Source organism: Mesorhizobium sp. M2A.F.Ca.ET.042.01.1.1 (assembly GCF_003997405.1).
Taxonomy (GTDB): domain Bacteria; phylum Pseudomonadota; class Alphaproteobacteria; order Rhizobiales; family Rhizobiaceae; genus Mesorhizobium.
This window is the reverse complement of record NZ_RZRX01000448.1, coordinates 1-2679: the sequence shown is the minus strand read 5'-3', so window position 1 is coordinate 2679 and position 2679 is coordinate 1. Positions and strand designations below refer to the sequence as shown.

The 2679-nt window shown below is 66.4% G+C and carries 3 protein-coding genes and 1 pseudogene; 2 read left to right on the top strand and 2 right to left on the bottom strand.

Annotated features, from left to right (window positions below; translation table 11 throughout):
* Both EOA23_RS33450 and EOA23_RS33445 read right to left on the bottom strand, forming a co-directional pair.
* Positions 1 to 521: pseudogene (locus tag EOA23_RS33450) on the bottom strand (ABC transporter permease); the annotation flags it as partial.
* 4 nt (positions 522 to 525) lie between these two features.
* Positions 526 to 1221 carry an ABC transporter ATP-binding protein gene (locus tag EOA23_RS33445; protein WP_127307198.1) on the bottom strand — a complete coding sequence of 232 codons (696 nt, stop codon included), beginning with the start codon at positions 1219 to 1221 and terminating at the stop codon, positions 526 to 528.
* Positions 1222 to 1302: 81 nt separating this feature from the next.
* Here EOA23_RS33445 and EOA23_RS33440 point away from each other — a divergent pair, with 81 nt between their 5' ends.
* Positions 1303 to 1965, top strand: coding sequence for an arylesterase (locus EOA23_RS33440; protein WP_127307197.1), 663 nt, complete (start codon positions 1303 to 1305; stop codon positions 1963 to 1965).
* A 118-nt stretch (positions 1966 to 2083) separates the two neighbouring features.
* Entirely contained in the window at positions 2084 to 2677 is a 594-nt protein-coding gene (thpR, locus tag EOA23_RS33435; RefSeq protein ID WP_127307196.1) for an RNA 2',3'-cyclic phosphodiesterase, read from the top strand.
* The last annotated feature ends 2 nt before the right edge of the window (positions 2678 to 2679 follow it).

Genomic DNA, 2679 nt, shown 5'->3' with positions numbered 1-2679 from the left:
CTCGGCAGCGCCGGATCGGTCTTCAGCGCGCCAAAGAGCGGATAGGCGTCGTCGACGGCCTTGGCCTCGACCAGCGCCTGGTCGGAGCCGTCTTCCAGCCGCGCCATCGAGCGCATGCCGGAATTGAGCGACACCGTGCCGAGGCTCCTGATGAAGCCAAGCTCGACATCCGAAGCGCTGCGCTGGTTGACCTGGAAGCGCAGATCGCCGCCGAGCAGCGTCTGGCCCTGGTTGGCGACGCCGGCCGAGATCGCCTGCGCCACCGAATTGACGCCGCCGATCGCCGCGACGCCCAGCGCGATGCAGGCCAGGAAGATCATGAAACCCGACAGGCCGCCGCGCATCTCCCGCAGCGAGAAGCGGATTGCGAGCTTCAATGTCCGGAGCCAGGCCCCCTCATCCGGCCGCTTCGCGGCCACCTTCTCCCCGGTGGGGAGAAGAGGGAGGTGCCGGCCTCGGCGATCTCTTCTCTCCTTGGGGAGAAGGTGGCCCGAAGGGCCGGATGAGGGGGTCTCCGCCATGCGATTATGCCGTCACTTTAAGCTGAGCAGCGTCCTCGATCCGCCCTGAGCGCATCGACACCTGGCGCGCGCAGCGCGCGGCGAGCGCCGGATCGTGCGTTACCAGCACCAGCGTCATGCCGCGTTCCGCCGCCTTGGCGAACAGAAGATCGGCGATCTGCTTTCCCGTCGCCTGGTCGAGGTTGCCGGTCGGCTCGTCGGCGATGAGGATGCGCGGCGAGGGCGCCAGCGCCCGGGCGATCGCCACGCGCTGCTGCTCGCCGCCGGAAAGCTCGCCCGGATAATGCGTCACGCGATCGCTCAGCCCGACCGCCGCGAGCTCGCGGGCGGCCACCCCGAACGGGTCGGCATGGCCGGCGAGCTCGAGCGGCACCGCGACATTCTCCAGCGCCGTCATGTTGGGGATGAGATGGAAGGACTGGAACACGATGCCAATATTTCGCCCCCGAAACGAAGCGACCTGATCTTCACTTCTGCCGTTGATCAGCTCGCCGGCGATCCGAACCGTGCCCGAATCGACCCTTTCCAGGCCGGCAAGAACCATCAGCAGCGTCGACTTGCCCGAGCCCGATGGGCCGACAATGCCGGTGGCTTGCCCGGCCGCCACGTCCAGGCTCACGCCCTTCAGCACATGGACGGAGGACGCGCCCTCGCCGAGCGTCAGCGATACGTCCCTCAACGCGATGACGGCTTCTGTCACAATAAAAGCGCCCTATATGTGGAAAAGGGAGACGGCCCGTGTCTCCTTCCTTGGGTGTTCCGGTCATATGGGGCTCGCCGCATGGCATTCAAACATCGTTTTGCCACAGCCCCAGTCGTTTTCGCAGGCCTCATCCTTTTCCTTGGCCTTTGCGGCGCCATTTCGTCGGCGCGCGCCGCCACCTTCACCATCGTCGGCTTCGGCGACAGTCTGATGGCGGGCTACAGTCTCGCCCCCGGCCAGGGTTTCACCGACAGGCTGCAGGCAGCCTTGAAGGCGAAGGGCCTCGACGTCACCGTGGCCAATGCCGGCGTATCCGGCGACACCTCGAGCGGCGGGCTGGCGCGGCTCGACTGGTCGGTGCCGGACGGCACAAGGCTGGTGATCCTCGAGCTCGGCGCTAACGACATGCTGCGCGGTCTTTCGCCCGACATCGCCGAGAAGAACCTCGACGCCATGCTGGGCAAGCTGAAGCAGCGCAATATTGCGGTGCTTCTGGCCGGCATGCGCGCCGCGCCCAATCTCGGCGCCGACTACCAGAAGGCGTTCGACGCCATCTATCCGCGGCTCGCCGAGAAATACGGCCTCCCGCTCTATCCGTTCTTCCTCGACGGCGTCGCCGGCCACGCCGACCTGCAGCTGGAAGACGGTCTGCATCCCAATCCCAAGGGGGTCGACATCATGGTCGAGCGCATCCTCCCCGTGGTCGAAAAGGCCATTGCCGCGAATGGCGGTGCGTCGTGAGACCGAAAAGCCACGCTTTCCGCTGGGGAAACATTGTGGACAACAAACCGCTTGCCCCGCGCTGATATCGATGATTCGCTAGGGCTGAGAGTTTCGATTCGAGGACAGGAGGCTTCACATGCCACGTCTTTTCACCGCCCTCGAAATTCCGCGTGACGCCGCTCTCTCCTTGTCCCTGCTCCGGGGCGGGCTGCCCGGGGCGCGCTGGATCGACGTCGAAAACTACCATCTGACCCTGCGCTTCATCGGCGATGTCGAAGGCCATGTCGCCGACGAGATCGCCAACGCCCTCGACAGGGTTCACCGCCCCTCATTCCAGATGACGCTCTCGGGCGTCGGCGCCTTCGGCGGCAAGAAGCCCCATGCGGTGTGGGCCGGCGTGTCCGCCTCGCCGGACCTGACGGCGCTGCAGGGCGAGATCGACCGCATCTGCCAGCGGCTCGGCCTGCCGGCCGACCCGCGCAAATTCTCGCCGCATGTGACGCTGGCGCGCCTGCGCAATGCAAGCCCGCTCGATGTCGCGCAATATCTTTCGGCGCGCGGCAATTTCGCCGCGTTGCCCTTCCGTGTCGGCCGCTTCGTGCTGATGTCGTCGCGCGATTCGGTCGGCGGCGGCCCCTACATCGTCGAGGAAACCTGGCCGCTGGTCGGCGAAACGCTCGCCTCGAGCCGCTTCGCCAGCGCCTCCGACGCCTCGCGGATCATGCGGTAGAC